The organism is Lentibacillus kimchii, from assembly GCF_055381965.1.
Genome location: NZ_AP043934.1, coordinates 826,492 through 842,643 on the forward strand (window position 1 = coordinate 826,492; position 16,152 = coordinate 842,643).

Below are 16,152 nucleotides of genomic sequence, written 5' to 3' on the forward strand. Positions count from 1 at the left end.
GGCATGTAAACTGATGAAGAAGGGAGTCTTAAACGATGACTATGCGCTATAGTGATTATACAGTCGAGCAATTGCGGGAGGAAGTTGGCAAGCTTAAGGAAAAGGCACAAACAGCAGAGCAGTTTGGCAACATCAGTGAAGTGGCTATTAACGAGCGGAAAATGCAGCTGGCAATAGCTTATATGCTGAACCCGGATGATTTTCACCCGGAAGACGTGCATGAACTGAAAGGCGATCCAGGCTATAAATTTAAAATTAATTACATTAATGGTGTGTTCGCCTGGGGGCACCGTGTTAATTTATTAAATGAAGTACAGGAGAAGGAAGAGGCTCTGCCCATTTCGCTGCTTGGTGAAAAAGTTGACATATCGCAAGGATGAATGTTCAAAAAAAGACTGGGACAAAAGTGCGAACAGTTAAAAGAACGCTTGCGCGGCTTGTCCCAGCCTTTTTTTGATGGCTTATAGATTTGTGCTTATTTCCGCCATTTTCATATGGGGGAGTTACGGAATTCCAGTTTATTCTGCAGTTTTTGCTCAGAATAAATCCAGCCCGTGTAAGAATTTAAAATCTGCTTGTTCTCGTCAATCAAAGCAACAGCGACAAAAGGATAACGATCGTTGGAGCGGTACCGTAAGTCAATCAGCCGTATCTCCGTGACGTCGTCATAATCGTTTTGTTCCCAGCGATAAACCGGTGAAAAAGACAGAAAAGCATCGATGTTTTTATCCTGCCGGGCGATACGGAAGAGCTCGTTATCCGGCAGAGGAACTTTTCTGAATTGATCGATGATGTCGATATGCCCGTCTTTTACCTTGCCGACATAAAAGTAATCGTTCGTTGTAATAGCAACACGCCAGCGATTTTGTTTTATGGTCGGGGACGTAACAATTTGCCTGGTCTCCGGGTAATGGTCTTTAATTTTACGAATGATTTCCCGTTTATCAATATAGCGTTTGATATAATAAAGGGCAATCACAGCGTAAAGAATCAAAAAGGTATAACCGGGGTTTGCACCAATCAGCCAGGCTACAATCCCGCCAGCAAGGAGCAGGAAAATATACGGATCGAACGTGTTAATAACGCCATGCGCTACCCATTTGTGAGAAAAGGGTCTGAGAGCTTGTGTTCCGTAAGCATTCGGAATATCAACCAGCACGTGAATCACCACTGCCAGGGCTGTCCACAGCCATAAATGGCCAAAACTGACACTCGGCAGAATCGCATAGATAATGCCTGCCAGCAGAATTCCCCACAGCAGAACGGCTGGCATGGAATGGGTAATGCCACGGTGGTGGCGAATATAAACAGCATTGTTGCGCAATTTTAAAACGGTATCAAAATCAGGAGCATGTGACCCTATGACGGTCCCAGCAAAGACAGCGCCGAATAATTCAGGATCATTCTGTACGGCGGGGTCCAATGTTGCCAGTCCGCCGAGTGCAACTCCCATAACGATGTGAGTGCCTGTGTCCATAGACCTGGTTCCTCCTACATAAGGGTCAGAGTATAAAATATACCTTGGATCATCACCATTGTAACAAAAGGATGTCAGCAAATGAATAATCAAATCTTACAGAATTTTGACGTTAATGGATTTCAGAAAGATCTGATTGATTGGTATCAGACAAATAAACGCGACCTGCCTTGGCGTCAGACCCAGGATCCGTATAAAATATGGGTATCCGAAATCATGCTGCAGCAAACGCAGGTTGATACAGTCATACCTTATTTTGAACACTTTATCGCAAAATATCCGACTGTCTATGACTTAGCGCACGCTGATCAGCAGGATGTTTTAAAAATGTGGGAAGGGCTTGGTTATTATTCCCGCGCACGCAATTTGCAAAGTGCCGTTCGCGAAGTGGTCAACTCGTATGATGGCAACGTGCCGGATGATCCGAAAGCTCTTGGTTCTCTTAAGGGGGTTGGTCCCTATACGAAGGGGGCCATTCTGTCAATTGCCTATGACCAGCCGCAGCCCGCAGTTGATGGAAATGTTATGCGTGTTTTGGCCCGTGTCCTGAATGCCGATGATGATATCGCGCAGCCAAACGTTAAAAAACAGTTTGAACACATCGTTCGGGCCATGATAGCCAGTGATGACCCATCATCATTCAACCAGGGCATCATGGAGCTTGGCGCGCTTATTTGCACACCGAAAGAACCGATGTGTCTATTCTGTCCGGTTCAGGCATATTGCCGCGGTTTTCAGGCGGGAAATGAGCAGCAGCTACCTGTTAAATCAAAAGCCAAAAAGCAGAAAGAGGTTCATTACACGGTTCTGCTCATCCGCAATGCAGACGGTAAGTATCTAATCGAAAAAAGACCTGATAACGGGCTGTTGGCCAATATGTGGCAGTTCCCTATGGTGCCTGTCGATGAGATAGGAAAGGACCATATGGCTGCCTGGTTCGAGCTGGAATATGGCGTCCCTGTAACGCTCGGAGCCGTACAAGGGCAGCTTAAACACGTCTTTTCACATATTATCTGGCAGCTGGCGATTATAGCAGCCGAAACAACTGCGTCACAGTCCGCAGATGGGCGCCAGCGATTTGTAAGCCTTGAGGAATTGGATGATTATCCATTTCCAGTGTCCCATCAGAAGATGATGCCGTATATCACCTCGTGACAAGAGGCGTGCTTTTTTCGCTATGGCCCGTAAAAATTTAACATTAAATTTCAATGGATAAATGCTGGCAGAACGGAAAAAGTATGGACTGCGGAGGTGATTTAGGTGGCTAAAAATAAACAGCCCAACCAAACAAAAACTGGCACTAACGTAGAAGATGTTAAGAAACAAAACCAACAGGCAAAACAAGGCCAGTATGAGACAGAATATGCAGCTGAAACCGATGTACAATCTGTGAAGGAACGGAACAAAAAATCAGAGCAAAATAAAAAGTAATGCCATCAGTTCCAAATGAACCAGAAAAGAGCTTCCTTCCCCAGGGAGCTCTTTTCTGATGTTTCACTGGACGGCTATTATGGGAAGATATAAAGAAGTGACAAGTAAAGGAGAGGTAGCATGACTGTTCCAGGAGCGGGCTCAGAAATTTCGATACATAGTTATAAACATAATGGCCAGCTGCACAGGGTGTGGGAAAAGACGCTCGTACTGTCTGCGACCAGCACGGTTATTATTGGGGCCAATGATAAAACGCGTGTCAGGGAAAGTGATGGCAGCATATGGACAACTAGTGAGCCGGCAATCTGTTATTTCCATAAAAATTACTGGTTCAATATTATTGGCATGCTGCAAACAAACGGCATTCACTACTATTGTAATATCAGTTCACCGTTTCTGTTTGAAGATGGCGTTTTAACATACACCGACTACGACCTGGATGTGCAGGTTTATCCTGATATGACCTGGGAGTTGCTGGATGAGGACGAGTATGAAGCGCATAAACGTGAGATGAATTACTCTGATTCCCTTGATCGTGTTTTGCATCGTCATAAGGATTACTTGCTGACGTGGATCAAACAGCGTCAGGGTCCTTTTTCACATGAGTTCATTGAGCAGTGGTATCAGCACTATGCCGATACCTAGTTCAAATTATTGCTTACCACCGGGCATCGGTTTATACTTGGAAGCGTGTCTTACAAGCACCTTGTTACGTTTGTAGCAAGGCTTTTCTTTTTATTAAAGTGAGGGAATAGCAATTATGGGCAGGATTAAGCAATATTTACAGTTTGTAAAGCCTTATAAGTGGAAGATTATGATAACCGTCATTATCGGAATCGCCAAATTCGGTATTCCGCTTTTGACACCATTAATTGTGCGCTATGTTATCGACGATATTATTAATGCAGATGGTCTGGGAGAATCAGCGAAACTGGAACAATTATTCTGGCTGATGGGCGGTGCCTTTGTCATTTTCCTGATTTTGCGTCCACCGGTTGAATATTTCCGGCAATATCTGGCGCAGTGGGTAGGCAACTCTGTCCTGTATGATCTGAGAAATAAATTGTTCGACCATCTCCAAAAATTAAGCCTGGGTTTCTATTCTCAGACAAAAACCGGGGAAATTATTTCCCGGGTAATACATGATGTCGAACAAACCAAGAATTTTGTTGTGACTGGGCTCATGAATATTTGGCTGGACATGGTCACCATTCTGATCGCTATTGTTATTATGCTGAACATGGATGTCGAATTGACAATTGTCGCCGTTATTTTGTTCCCGATATTTGGCTTCTGTGTTCGCTACTTTTATGGACGTCTGCGACACTTGACGCGCGAACGCTCGCAGGCACTTGCGGAAGTGCAGGGACACTTGCATGAGCGTGTCCAGGGGATTTCAGTGACACGCAGTTTTGCTCTGGAAGATTATGAACAGAATCAGTTTGACAAGCGCAATGCCAACTTCCTGCAAAAGGCTCTGAACCACACCGACTGGAATGCCAAAACGTTTGCGGTGATGAATACGATTACGGATCTTGCTCCGCTTTTGGTTATCGCCTTTGCGGGCTATTCGGTGATTGCAGGTGATGTCACAATTGGAACTATGGCTGCCTTTACAGGTTTGATGGAACGGGTCTATGGTCCGTTGCGCAGGCTGATCAGTTCATCCACCGTTTTAACGCAATCAATTGCCTCGATCGACCGTGTTTTTGAATTAATGAACGAACCGTATGATATTGTTGATAAACCGGATGCTAAACAAATTGATTCAATTGATGGCCGCATTGATATTGAAAACGTGTCGTTCCGTTATGAAGATGAGGAAGGCGATGTCATGCGGAATGTTTCGCTCAATGTCGAAAGCGGTGAAACGATTGCGCTTGTAGGCATGAGCGGTGGCGGTAAATCAACACTTGTCAGCCTGATCCCGCGTTTCTATGATGTTACAAGCGGTTCGATAAAAGTCGACGGCACGGATATTCGTGATATAAAAGCCCGTTCATTGCGCGATAATATCGGTATGGTCTTACAGGATAATATCCTGTTCAGTGAAACAATTGCTATGAATATTCGCATGGGCAACCCCGATGCAACTGATGAAGAAGTCACAGCAGCTGCTAAAGCGGCCAATGCACATGAGTTTATTATGGGATTGGAAAATGGTTATGAAACAACTGTCGGTGAACGCGGTGTGAAACTGTCCGGTGGGCAGAAACAGCGTGTGGCCATCGCACGTGTTTTCTTGAAAAATCCGTCGATCCTCGTTTTTGATGAAGCGACATCAGCGCTTGATCTGGAAAGTGAGCATATTATACAGGAAGCTATGGAACGGCTTGCCTCAGACCGGACGACATTTATTGTAGCGCATCGCTTGTCGACGATCACCCACGCTAACCGGATTGTTCTGATCGAAGAGGGTGAAATTAAAGAAGTCGGCTCACATAATGAATTAATGGCCAAACAGGGTCACTATTACGATTTGTATCACGTGCAGAATCTCGATGATCATACGGATTCCGAATCCTGATAAAAAACACCTCCGCAACTCGTGCGGAGGTGTTTTTTATACACAGACAAAAGAAAAACCTTAGGCCATAGCTGCAAAGGCTTTGCCGGCAGCTTCAATTGTCGCATCAATATCAGCTTCTGTATGCTCTGTTGTTAAGAACCATGCTTCAAATTTGGACGGGGCTAAATTAATGCCCTGCTCAAGCATCAGCCAGAAGAACCGGGAAAAAGCGTCGCCGTCACTTGCATCAGCCTGATCGTAGTTCGTCACGTCATCAGTGCCGAAGAAAACGGTCAGAGCACCGCACATTCTGTTAATGGTGATGGGAATGCCTGCTTCAGATGCTTTTTGCTGCAGGCCGGATTCCAGGCGTGCGCCTAGGAAATCCAGCTTGTCATATATACCAGTTCCTTGCAGAATTTCCAGGCAGGCAATTCCAGCTGAAATTGATGCAGGGTTTCCGGACATCGTACCCGCTTGATAAGCAGGTCCGAGTGGTGCGACCTGTTCCATAATCGCCTGGCGGCCGCCATAAGCACCGATTGGCAATCCGCCGCCAATGATTTTACCCATGGCGGTCATATCAGGCTCAACGCCATAAATTTGCTGTGAGCTGCCATATGTGAAACGGAATGCGCTGATTACCTCATCAAAAATAAGCAGGGATCCGGCATTGTGCGTGGCATCTTTAACCCCTTGCAGAAATCCGTCGAAGGGCTTCACGATGCCAAAGTTTCCGACGATTGGCTCCACCAGGACAGCGGCAATCTGCTCGCCGAATTGATCCATTGCCTGCTGGAACGTTTCCAGATCATTATAAGGGACCGTGATGACATCGGCGGCGACTGTTTGCGGGATCCCGGCTGAGTCAGGCGTTCCCAGTGTTGCAGGTCCCGAACCAGCTTCAACCAGAACGGAATCGAAGTGACCGTGGTAGCTCCCGGAAAATTTAATAATTTTATCCCGGCCTGTATAAGCGCGTGCTACACGAACCGTTGTCATTACGGCTTCTGTACCGGAGTTAACAAAGCGCAGTCTTTCCAGTGACGGAATAGCTGCCTGAAGCATTGCCGCCAGTTTATTTTCCATTTTGGTTGGGGTGCCATACAGAACACCGTTATAAGCGGCAGTAGTGATTGCCTCAGCAATATGCGGGTGAGCATGACCGGTAATGATCGGTCCATATGCGCCCAGATAATCGATATACTGGTTGCCGTCAACATCCCAGAAATAAGCGCCTTTTCCTTGTTCCATATAAACAGGGGAGCCGCCCCCAACACCTTTATAGGCGCGGGATGGTGAGTTAATTCCCCCGACAATGCGTTCCTGGGCTTCTTTATGTAATGCTTGTGACGTTGAGAAATCCATTTGTATACCTCCTGTGGTTGTTAGCCATCCATGCGGCTATGACCTTTTCCAGTATAACGGATTAGAAAGCACTCGAAAATCAATGACTATTCAGCAGGTGGATAAGCATAGATTAAGATTAGAATGGGGGATAGTATGAATGCCATTGCATGGGCAGTTATCATTAGTATTACAGTGATCATGGTGATGAGCCTCGTCAGCTTTATTCGCGGAGGCAACATCCGGAAGCGCGGGAAAGACACACGGTTTTCTGCGGAGATTTTTTATACCCTTTTAGTCATTTATCTAATCGTGCTTCTCGGCTTTGGCCTGGTTTATTTTGTGTTGTCCATGAATCATGTGCTGCTGGTGGATAACGCTAAACTTCAGGATACAAGCATTACAGACTCTTTAATGCGTTCGTTTTATTTCAGCGGCGTCACCCTCATGACGATTGGTTATGGTGATATTACACCGATTGGCTTTGGGCGGTTTATTGCCGTTATTCAAGCATTGATTGGTTATATTCTGCCGGCCGCCTTTGTCCTGAATCTTGTCCAGACCAATCAGAACAATGGAGAAAGCAAGTAAACTGTGCTATAGTGGCACTAGAAAATAGTGTGGTCCATTGATTTTTTATGGACATGCCAATTTTAGTTACGGAGGGATTTTAATGCGTGCAGAAGCAGGCAAACAAGCACCAGATTTCACGTTGAAGAATCAGAACGGTGAGCAGGTGAGTCTGTCCGACTATAGAGGCCAGTACGTCGTTCTTTATTTCTATCCTAAAGATATGACACCAGGCTGTACAAATGAAGCGTGTGATTTCCGTGATAATAAGGCGAAATTCAGCGATCTTGACGCGGTTATTCTGGGTGTGAGTCCTGACCCAGTGGACAGTCATAAAGAATTCATGAATAAACATGATCTGCCTTTTATGCTGCTGGCTGATGAGGATCACAAAGCAGCTGAAGATTATGGCGTCTGGAATAATGGCATCGAACGTTCAACATTTATCATCGATAAAGAAGGCAATTTGCAAAAGGAATTCCGCAACGTGAATGTGGATGGTCACGTTGAGGAAGCTCTTGATTATTTGCAAAATGCCAGTTAAGATTTAACGACAGTCCATCTGCGGGTGGGCTGTTTTTGTATTTGACGTGCTGCAGGAGCTGATAAATAAAAAAATGGACAGCTTCATTAAACGTTTTATTGAAATCGTTAACAATTCAATAAAAGGAGAGACGGGCATGAACATTCTTTTTTCCGCCAATATATCCGAAAAACATCAGTTAAAATTGCGTGAACACTTTCCAGACATGACATTTACATTTTGCCGCCAGATGGATGAAGCGAGACAACACATAGATCAAGCGACAATTCTCGTGACATATGGGAATGATCTTACTGCCGATTTGGTCAGCCAGGCAGCTTCTCTGAAGTGGATTATGGTATTGTCCGCAGGGATGGAAGAAATGCCTTTTGCGGCGATTCGTGAGCAGGGGATCCTTGTCACCAATGTGCGGGGCATTCATAAATATCCAATGGCCGAATATGCTCTATCGATGCTGCTGCAGGTATATCGTCAGGAGAAGCAGCTTATGAAAAATGAAGAAGAGAAGGTATGGGATCCGTCGTTAAAAATGCACGAATTGAATGGAGATACGCTTCTCATTGCCGGGACGGGTGCCATTGGACAGGAAGTGGCCCGGCTGGCTAAAGCTTTTCGGATGACGGTGTACGGTGTTTCACGGAGCGGCCGGAAGCTGGATAACTTTGACAGTTGCCTCACCTGGGATGAGCTAAACCGCGTGCTGCCTGAGGCGGATGCGGTCGTTTCGGTGCTTCCGAGCACACCGGAGACTCAGGATTTTTTTGTTGAAGAGCACTTTCAGCAATTACCTGATCATGCTGTGTTTTTAAATATGGGGCGCGGTGATGTCGTTCAGGACAGCACCATATTACAGGCAGTGCATAATGAAACGATTGCGCATGCGGTGCTTGATGTCTTTAATGAAGAACCGCTTCCGGCGGATCATCCGTTTTGGGATGAGCCTAATATCACAATAACGCCGCATATATCCGGTGTTTCGGGCAATTATTTGTCGCGAGGTCTCGCTATTTTTGAACAAAATCTCACCATTTATTTAGATGGCGGGTCTCGTTTTGAGAACCAGATTGATTTGAGCAGGGGGTATTGAGTATGCGCATTTATACACGCAAGGGAGATAAAGGTGAAACGTCGCTGATCTCTGGTAAACGGGTGCCGAAAACCGACTTACGGGTGGAGGCGTACGGGACGTGTGATGAACTTAATTCCGTTATTGGACTTGCACTAAGCTATCTTGATGGTCAGGACTGGCCGGAGAAAGCTGTGTTTTTGGAACAGATGCACCGTGTGCAGACCATTTTATTTCATGTTGGGGCAGAACTTGCTACGCCAGGTGATAAGGAAGTTGCCTGGGAATTGCGACAAGGTCATATTGATGAGCTTGAAACGCAGATGGATGCGTGGGATCAGGATTTGGAAATGCTTCATAATTTCATCCTGCCATCAGGCCTGGCAGCATCCAGTGCATTGCATATGGCGCGGACGGTGGCACGACGCGCGGAACGGACAGTTGCAGGGCTCAATGAGTATGAAGCTGTTAATCCGCTTGTTACGTCCTATTTGAACCGGCTGTCAGATTTCTTATTTGTGGCTGCCCGGTATGTTAATAAGCAGCTTGGCGGGGAAGAACGTCCGCTCAAAGCTGACATTTAACTTTTTTGCAATTTGATTAATAATTTAGTCCAGCCGGCAATATACGTGTATTGACAGAGGCCAGCATCAGCAATTACACTTAATTGTAGGAATTATAATATGATAACTTGACTAAAATTAATCAAGTATTGAAAGTGGGGTGCATGACGGTGTCAGAAAATCAGGAATTGCAGAAGGCTATTGATACACTAAAGGATTCCGGCGTACGTATAACACCACAACGTCATGCGGTTCTTGAATATCTGGTTGACTCTGAGATCCACCCGACAGCCGACGATATTTATAAAGCACTTGAAGGAAAATTTCCTAATATGAGTGTTGCAACAGTTTATAATAATTTACGTGTTTTACGCCAAATCGTCCTTGTTCGGGAGTTGACCTATGGTGACTCATCAAGCCGCTTTGATTATAAATCAAGTGAACATTACCACATTATCTGTGAAGAATGCGGTAAGATTGAAGATTTTCACTATCCAGTACTGGATGAAGTTGAATCATTGGCTGAGCAGGTGACAGGGTTTAAAGTCAGCCATCATCGGATGGAAATTTACGGCATGTGTCAGGCATGCCAGGAAGCAGCAGTACAGAAGCAGTAGAACAACGGCTGTTTTGATGGTTTATTGACGCTGGCGATCAGGCATAGCAGTCTGATGATTCGTCGAAACGTCTGCAGCATCAATAAGCATAAGCGATGCCGGCTGTGAATATAGCAGCCGGCATCGCTTATTTATTCATTTTTTATGTCGTTTTTTACTTGAGCACGGTAACGTTTCTTGTTATAACGCTCATCAAATTCAAGGCCTTCAAGATCTTTGTCCAGCGTCAGCGGCTGTTTACAATGCATGCAGCCATCAACTTTTCCGAGCATTTTTGTCGGTTTTTCGCAGTTTGGGCATACAATTGGAACAGCTCTTGTCGACAGCAAGCCAATCCAAAGGTAAACGGCGCAGCTTAAAAGGATTGATATCATTCCGAGTATGAATAATGTCAGCATCAGCCAATCAATATTTCTGGCAAATAAACCACCGTACATAATAACAAACCCAACGAAAATTAGGCTCAGCGCGAATGTGCGGATCTTATTTATTTTACTGCTATAGACCAGCTTATCGGCCATGGTATGGTAGCCCTCCTTGTCTTTTCTGTATCCAGTATAGCATATTTTACAGGATTTTCAGTTTAGGGAAAAGGATTTCATACATTAGTCATAAGTGAAGCATATAGGATGCTGTTATCAATCAAAAGCATATTGTGAAATATAGACCGGTGGGGAAAAGGCAGTGTTTATGGGAGAGACAGCTGGAAGACCGGTGAGTTATCATTATTTAAAATGGTATCACTGGCAGGGCTGTATGCGGTATATTTAAATGAAACAAGTGGTCCGTCGGTTTTCAGGCCTGGTTGCTGTGCAAGGATTCGAGGGATACTTAGAAGGACAAATATAATTTTATTAATCACTTGTTGACTCTCAATTTTATGCGTGATACATTAGCAAACGTCGCAAAGCTATTTCTGAAATTGATTATTCAGCCGCGACAAAAAATTAAAATTGTCTCTTGATTAAATAAGGCAATCATGTTAAATTATACATTGTCGCTTTCAGGAAAGAAAAAGCACAAGAAATAATTAAAATCATCTATTGACGTTAGAGTTAAAGGATGTTATATTAATTAAGTCGCTTTTGAGAGGCGGCATCCGATTTGCTCCTTGAAAACTGAACAAAACAACCAGCCTGAAACAGATGTCAGGTAAGAGGCTCCCGGTCATATGTGTTCATATGATTGGATGAAGCTTTTTGAGACATTATGAACGCTGAGATAAAACGATTGATCGGTGTCAGTCGTTTGCATCTCTCTTATTTATTGGAGAGTTTGATCTTGGCTCAGGACGAACGCTGGCGGCGTGCCTAATACATGCAAGTCGAGCGCGGGAAGCAAGCAGATCCCCTTCGGGGGTGATGCTTGTGGAACGAGCGGCGGACGGGTGAGTATCACGTGGGCAACCTGCCTGTAAGACCGGGATAACTCGTGGAAACGCGAGCTAAAACCGGATAACACCTCTCACCGCATGGTGAGGGATTGAAAGGCGGCCTCAGGCTGCCACTTACAGATGGGCCCGCGGCGCATTAGTTAGTTGGTGGGATCAAAGCCTACCAAGGCCACGATGCGTAGCCGACCTGAGAGGGTGATCGGCCACACTGGAACTGAGACACGGTCCAGACTCCTACGGGAGGCAGCAGTAGGGAATCATCCGCAATGGACGAAAGTCTGACGGTGCAACGCCGCGTGAGTGAAGAAGGTCCTTGGATCGTAAAACTCTGTTGTCAGGGAAGAACAGATACTGTTCAAACAGGGCAGTATTTTGACGGTACCTGACCAGAAAGCCCCGGCTAACTACGTGCCAGCAGCCGCGGTAATACGTAGGGGGCAAGCGTTGTCCGGAATTATTGGGCGTAAAGGGCGCGCAGGCGGTCTTTTAAGTCTGATGTGAAAGCCCGCGGCTTAACCGCGGCAGGTCATTGGAAACTGGAGGACTTGAGTACAGAAGAGGAGAGTGGAATTCCACGTGTAGCGGTGAAATGCGTAGAGATGTGGAGGAACACCAGTGGCGAAGGCGACTCTCTGGGCTGTAACTGACGCTGAGGCGCGAAAGCGTGGATAGCGAACAGGATTAGATACCCTGGTAGTCCACGCCGTAAACGTTGAGTGCTAGGTGTTAGGGGGTTTCCGCCCCTTAGTGCTGAAGTTAACGCATTAAGCACTCCGCCTGGGGATTACGGCCGCAAGGCTGAAACTCAAAAGAATTGACGGGGGCCCGCACAAGCGGTGGAGCATGTGGTTTAATTCGAAGCAACGCGGAGAACCTTACCAGGTCTTGACATCCTCTGATGGCGGTAGAGATACCGTGTTCCCTTCGGGGACAGAGTGACAGGTGGTGCATGGTTGTCGTCAGCTCGTGTCGTGAGATGTTGGGTTAAGTCCCGTAACGAGCGCAACCCTTAAGCTTAGTTGCCAGCATTAAGTTGGGCACTCTAAGGTGACTGCCGGTGACAAACCGGAGGAAGGCGGGGATGACGTCAAATCATCATGCCCCTTATGACCTGGGCTACACACGTGCTACAATGGATGGTACAAAGGGACGCGAAGCCGTGAGGTGAAGCAAATCCCATAAAACCATTCCCAGTTCGGATTGCAGGCTGCAACTCGCCTGTATGAAGCCGGAATCGCTAGTAATCGCGGATCAGAATGCCGCGGTGAATACGTTCCCGGGCCTTGTACACACCGCCCGTCACACCACGAGAGTTGGCAACACCCGAAGTCGGTGAGGCAACCTTTTTGGAGCCAGCCGCCGAAGGTGGGGCCAACGATTGGGGTGAAGTCGTAACAAGGTAGCCGTATCGGAAGGTGCGGCTGGATCACCTCCTTTCTAAGGAAGATATTATACGGAAGCCGGTGCTTGTCGCTTAGCGCGGCAGTATCGGCCGGACCGATATCTGTTTTCAGCTACTCTGGTTGTTTGGTTCAGTTTTGAGGGAGCAAACCCTCATCTGTCTAAGTTATCACATACTGTGATGCTTGCAGATAGAAGCCTTGTGCAGAGATGCACATTTGCACCTTGAAAACTAAATAAGAGCAAACCATTCAAGACGACATCCAGACGTTCGTTTAAACGAATGTTTTATTAAGTTAAGTGATCAAGGGCGCACGGTGAATGCCTTGGCACCAGGAGCCGAAGAAGGACGGGACTAACACCGATATGCCTCGGGGAGTCGTAAGCAGACTGTGATCCGAGGATTTCCGAATGGGGCAACCCACTGTCCGTAATGGGACAGTGCCTGTGTCTGAATCCATAGGGCGCAGGTGGCATACCCGGGGAACTGAAACATCTCAGTACCCGGAGGAAAAGAAAGCAAACGCGATTTCCTGAGTAGCGGCGAGCGAAACGGAAACAGCCCAAACCGGAAAGCTTGCTTTCCGGGGTTGTAAGGACACGCCATCGGAGTTATCAAGAAATGGTTTAGGCGAATTGATTTGGAATGATCAGCCAAAGAAGGTAAGAGCCCTGTAGCCGAAAAGCGATTTCCTCCGGCGTGGATCCTGAGTACGGCGGAACACGTGACATTCCGTCGGAATACGGGAGGACCATCTCCCAAGGCTAAATACGACCTGGTGACCGATAGTGAACCAGTACCGTGAGGGAAAGGTGAAAAGCACCCCGGAAGGGGAGTGAAAGAGAACCTGAAACCGTGTGCCTACAAGTAGTCGGAGCCCGTTAATGGGTGACGGCGTACCTTTTGCAGAATGGACCGGCGAGTTGCGATCGTATGCAAGGTTAAGTGGAAGACACGGAGCCTGAGCGAAAGCGAGTCTGAACAGGGCGATTTGAGTATACGGTCGCAGACCCGAAACCGTGTGATCTACCCATGCCCAGGGTGAAGGTCAGGTAACACTGACTGGAGGCCCGAACCCACGTATGCTGAAAAATGCGGGGATGAGGCGTGGGTAGGGGTGAAATGCCAATCGAACACGGATATAGCTGGTTCTCTCCGAAATAGCTTTCGGGCTAGCCTCAAGGAGCGTGTACCGGAGGTAGAGCACTGATTGAACGAGGGGCCCTCACCGGGTTACCGAATTCAGTCAAACTCCGAATGCCGGCTACATAGCCTTGGGAGTCAGACTGTGGGTGATAAGGTTCATGGTCGAGAGGGAAACAGCCCAGACCGCCAGCTAAGGTCCCTAAGTATACGTTAAGTGGAAAAGGATGTGGCGTTGCTCAGACAACCAGTATGTTGGCTTAGAAGCAGCCACCATTTAAAGAGTGCGTAATAGCTCACTGGTCGAGTGACTCTGCGCCGAAAATGTACCGGGGCTAAACGTATCACCGAAGCTGCGGATTGTTCTTCGGAACAATGGTAGGAGAGCGTTCCAAATGCTGTGAAGTCAGACCGTGAGGACTGGTGGAGCGTTTGGAAGTGAGAATGCCGGTATGAGTAACGAAAAAAGAGTGAGAATCTCTTTCACCGAATGCCTAAGGTTTCCTGAGGAAGGCTCGTCCGCTCAGGGTTAGTCGGGACCTAAGCCGAGGCCGAAAGGCGTAGGCGATGGGTAACAGGCCGACATTCCTGTACCACCTCGTGAGCATTTGAATGATGGGGAAACGCAGAAGGATAAGGAATGCGCACTGTCGGAAATGTGCGTCCAAGCAGTGAGGAAATTGGTCAGGCAAATCCGGCCAATGGTTCCAGGCTGTGACGGGGAGGGAAATTGAGTACCGAAGTTCCTGACTTCACACTGCCAAGAAAAACCTCTAGTGAGTTCACAGGTGCCCGTACCGCAAACCGACACAGGTAGGCAGGGAGAGTATCCTAAGGTGAGCGGGAGAACTCTCGTTAAGGAACTCGGCAAAATGACCCCGTAACTTTGGGAGAAGGGGTGCTCAGGGCCGAGTCCTGAGCCGCAGTGAAGAAGCCCAAGCGACTGTTTACCAAAAACACAGGTCTCTGCGAAGCCGCAAGGCGACGTATAGGGGCTGACATCTGCCCGGTGCTGGAAGGTTAAGGGGAAGCGTTAGCGCCTCTGGCGCGAAGCGGCGAACCGAAGCCCCAGTGAACGGCGGCCGTAACTATAACGGTCCTAAGGTAGCGAAATTCCTTGTCGGGTAAGTTCCGACCCGCACGAAAGGTGCAACGACTTGGGCACTGTCTCAACGAGAGACCCGGTGAAATTATACGATGCGTGAAAATGCGCATTACCCGCGACAGGACGAAAAGACCCCGTGGAGCTTTACTGCACCTTGACATTGAATGTTGGTACAGCTTGTACAGGATAGGTGGGAGCCGTGGAAACGTGAGCGCGAGCTTACGTGGAGGCACCCGTGGGATACCACCCTGGCTGTACGAACATTCTAACCCTGGACCGTGATCCGGTCCGGAGACAGTGTCAGGCAGGCAGTTTGACTGGGGCGGTCGCCTCCTAAAAGGTAACGGAGGCGCCCAAAGGTTCCCTCAGAATGGCTGGAAATCATTCGTAAGCGTGCAAAGGCACAAGGGAGCTTGACTGCGAGACCTACATGTCGAGCAGGGACGAAAGTCGGGCTTAGTGATCCGGTGGTTCCGCATGGAAGGGCCATCGCTCAACGGATAAAAGCTACCCCGGGGATAACAGGCTTATCTCCCCCAAGAGTTCACATCGACGGGGAGGTTTGGCACCTCGATGTCGGCTCATCGCATCCTGGGGCTGTAGTCGGTCCCAAGGGTTGGGCTGTTCGCCCATTAAAGCGGTACGCGAGCTGGGTTCAGAACGTCGTGAGACAGTTCGGTCTCTATCCGTCGCGGGCGCTGGAAGTCTGAGAGGAGCTGTCCTTAGTACGAGAGGACCGGGATGGACACACCGCTGGTGCACCAGTTGTTCCGCCAGGAGCACGGCTGGGTAGCTACGTGTGGTCAGGATAAGTGCTGAAAGCATCTAAGCATGAAGCCCCCCTCAAGATGAAACTTCCCATCACGTCCAGTGAGTAAGATCCCTCAAAGACGATGAGGTTGATAGGTCCGGGGTGGAAGCGTGGCGACACGTGAAGCTGACGGATACTAATCGATCGAGGACTTAACTAACAGGTTGCAGCTTG

13 protein-coding genes and 2 rRNA genes are annotated in these 16,152 nt (G+C 47.6%); 12 read left to right on the forward strand and 3 right to left on the reverse strand.

All coding sequences use genetic code 11. From position 1 onward, the window contains the following. Window positions 1–35: 35 nt before the first annotated feature. The gene (locus ACZ444_RS04540; protein ID WP_382357481.1) at window positions 36–380 is read left to right on the forward strand and encodes a YfhH family protein; all 345 of its coding nucleotides are present in this window, start codon (window positions 36–38) and stop codon (window positions 378–380) included. 110 nt (window positions 381–490) lie between these two features. On the opposite strand, the gene ACZ444_RS04545 is transcribed toward ACZ444_RS04540, so the two are convergent. After that, entirely contained in the window at window positions 491–1,477 is a 987-nt protein-coding gene (locus tag ACZ444_RS04545) for a metal-dependent hydrolase (RefSeq protein WP_382357482.1), read from the reverse strand. 81 nt (window positions 1,478–1,558) lie between these two features. Here ACZ444_RS04545 and mutY point away from each other — a divergent pair, with 81 nt between their 5' ends. From mutY to ACZ444_RS04565, 4 genes are all read left to right on the forward strand, one after another. Then, a complete protein-coding gene (gene mutY, locus ACZ444_RS04550; protein ID WP_382357483.1) occupies window positions 1,559–2,632 on the forward strand; it encodes an A/G-specific adenine glycosylase in 1,074 nt (357 codons plus the stop codon). A gap of 105 nt (window positions 2,633–2,737) precedes the next feature. After that, on the forward strand, window positions 2,738–2,908 hold the full coding sequence (locus ACZ444_RS04555; protein WP_382357484.1) for a gamma-type small acid-soluble spore protein: 171 nt from the start codon (window positions 2,738–2,740) through the stop codon (window positions 2,906–2,908). A gap of 120 nt (window positions 2,909–3,028) precedes the next feature. Further along, window positions 3,029–3,553: a DUF402 domain-containing protein gene (locus ACZ444_RS04560; protein ID WP_382357485.1), complete on the forward strand. Its 525-nt coding sequence runs from the start codon at window positions 3,029–3,031 to the stop codon at window positions 3,551–3,553. A 115-nt stretch (window positions 3,554–3,668) separates the two neighbouring features. Continuing rightward, window positions 3,669–5,435, forward strand: coding sequence for an ABC transporter ATP-binding protein (locus tag ACZ444_RS04565; protein ID WP_382357486.1), 1,767 nt, complete (start codon window positions 3,669–3,671; stop codon window positions 5,433–5,435). A 60-nt stretch (window positions 5,436–5,495) separates the two neighbouring features. On the opposite strand, the gene ACZ444_RS04570 is transcribed toward ACZ444_RS04565, so the two are convergent. Then, window positions 5,496–6,785 (reverse strand): glutamate-1-semialdehyde 2,1-aminomutase, encoded by a 1,290-nt coding sequence (locus ACZ444_RS04570; RefSeq protein WP_382357487.1) that lies wholly within the window; start codon window positions 6,783–6,785, stop codon window positions 5,496–5,498. Between the two features lie 123 nt (window positions 6,786–6,908). Between ACZ444_RS04570 and ACZ444_RS04575 the strand changes: the two genes are divergently transcribed. The 5 genes from ACZ444_RS04575 to perR all read left to right on the forward strand — a co-directional run bounded on the left by ACZ444_RS04575 (window position 6,909) and on the right by perR (window position 10,124). Beyond that, window positions 6,909–7,355: a potassium channel family protein gene (locus ACZ444_RS04575; protein WP_382357488.1), complete on the forward strand. Its 447-nt coding sequence runs from the start codon at window positions 6,909–6,911 to the stop codon at window positions 7,353–7,355. Between the two features lie 82 nt (window positions 7,356–7,437). Continuing rightward, complete coding sequence (bcp, locus tag ACZ444_RS04580; protein WP_382357489.1) at window positions 7,438–7,878, forward strand: thioredoxin-dependent thiol peroxidase; 441 nt, start codon at window positions 7,438–7,440, stop codon at window positions 7,876–7,878. A 46-nt stretch (window positions 7,879–7,924) separates the two neighbouring features. Further along, window positions 7,925–8,965 (forward strand): D-2-hydroxyacid dehydrogenase, encoded by a 1,041-nt coding sequence (locus ACZ444_RS04585; RefSeq protein ID WP_464433590.1) that lies wholly within the window; start codon window positions 7,925–7,927, stop codon window positions 8,963–8,965. 2 nt (window positions 8,966–8,967) lie between these two features. After that, the gene (locus tag ACZ444_RS04590; protein ID WP_382357491.1) at window positions 8,968–9,528 is read left to right on the forward strand and encodes a cob(I)yrinic acid a,c-diamide adenosyltransferase; all 561 of its coding nucleotides are present in this window, start codon (window positions 8,968–8,970) and stop codon (window positions 9,526–9,528) included. 143 nt (window positions 9,529–9,671) lie between these two features. Next, window positions 9,672–10,124, forward strand: a complete 453-nt coding sequence (perR, locus tag ACZ444_RS04595) for a peroxide-responsive transcriptional repressor PerR (protein WP_382357501.1) — start codon at window positions 9,672–9,674, stop codon at window positions 10,122–10,124. 131 nt (window positions 10,125–10,255) lie between these two features. Here perR and ACZ444_RS04600 read toward each other — a convergent pair whose 3' ends face one another. Continuing rightward, the gene (locus ACZ444_RS04600; protein WP_382357492.1) at window positions 10,256–10,645 is read right to left on the reverse strand and encodes a YgzB family protein; all 390 of its coding nucleotides are present in this window, start codon (window positions 10,643–10,645) and stop codon (window positions 10,256–10,258) included. A gap of 742 nt (window positions 10,646–11,387) precedes the next feature. On the opposite strand from ACZ444_RS04600, the gene ACZ444_RS04605 reads away from it, so the two are divergent. Beyond that, a 16S ribosomal RNA gene (locus ACZ444_RS04605) occupies window positions 11,388–12,954 on the forward strand. Between the two features lie 258 nt (window positions 12,955–13,212). Continuing rightward, window positions 13,213–16,138, forward strand: a 23S ribosomal RNA gene (locus ACZ444_RS04610). The 16S and 23S rRNA genes sit together here, the layout of an rRNA operon. Window positions 16,139–16,152 lie beyond the last annotated feature (14 nt).

Bases quoted from the DNA above. Each gene is read 5' to 3' on its own strand.
- ACZ444_RS04540 (WP_382357481.1), top strand. From the start codon at position 36: ATGACTATGCGCTATAGTGATTATACAGTCGAGCAATTGCGGGAGGAA.
- ACZ444_RS04545 (WP_382357482.1), bottom strand. From the start codon at position 1,477: ATGGACACAGGCACTCACATCGTTATGGGAGTTGCACTCGGCGGACTG.
- mutY (WP_382357483.1), top strand. From the start codon at position 1,559: ATGAATAATCAAATCTTACAGAATTTTGACGTTAATGGATTTCAGAAA.
- ACZ444_RS04560 (WP_382357485.1), top strand. From the start codon at position 3,029: ATGACTGTTCCAGGAGCGGGCTCAGAAATTTCGATACATAGTTATAAA.
- ACZ444_RS04565 (WP_382357486.1), top strand. From the start codon at position 3,669: ATGGGCAGGATTAAGCAATATTTACAGTTTGTAAAGCCTTATAAGTGG.
- ACZ444_RS04570 (WP_382357487.1), bottom strand. From the start codon at position 6,785: ATGGATTTCTCAACGTCACAAGCATTACATAAAGAAGCCCAGGAACGC.
- ACZ444_RS04575 (WP_382357488.1), top strand. From the start codon at position 6,909: ATGGGGGATAGTATGAATGCCATTGCATGGGCAGTTATCATTAGTATT.
- bcp (WP_382357489.1), top strand. From the start codon at position 7,438: ATGCGTGCAGAAGCAGGCAAACAAGCACCAGATTTCACGTTGAAGAAT.
- ACZ444_RS04590 (WP_382357491.1), top strand. From the start codon at position 8,968: ATGCGCATTTATACACGCAAGGGAGATAAAGGTGAAACGTCGCTGATC.
- perR (WP_382357501.1), top strand. From the start codon at position 9,672: ATGACGGTGTCAGAAAATCAGGAATTGCAGAAGGCTATTGATACACTA.
- ACZ444_RS04600 (WP_382357492.1), bottom strand. From the start codon at position 10,645: ATGGCCGATAAGCTGGTCTATAGCAGTAAAATAAATAAGATCCGCACA.